The sequence below is a fragment of the Rhizobium sp. SVR5-9E genome, from assembly GCF_056755095.1.
Genome location: NZ_JBNDHS010000586.1, coordinates 1 through 249 on the forward strand (window position 1 = coordinate 1; position 249 = coordinate 249).

General features: G+C 57.8%; 1 pseudogene. It reads left to right on the forward strand.

Annotated features, from left to right (window positions below):
* Nucleotides 1-208, forward strand: a pseudogene (locus tag ACPYOJ_RS36175) (ABC transporter ATP-binding protein); the annotation flags it as partial.
* Between the last annotated feature and the right edge of the window lie 41 nt (nt 209-249).

The window sequence follows — 249 nt, forward strand, 5'->3', positions numbered from 1 at the left end:
CGCCAATCTCGATGCAAAGCTCCGGCTGGAGATGCGCTCGGAAATCCGCCGCATCCAGCGCGAGGCGGGCATCACAGCAATCCTGGTCACCCACGATCAGGTAGAGGCCATGAGCATGTGCGACCGCATCGCCATCATGAAGGAAGGCGAGATCATACAGATCGCAACACCGGCAGAGATGTACAACGACCCGCACCTGTCTCTTATACACATCTGACGCTGCCGACGACTAGTCGAGTGTAGATCTCG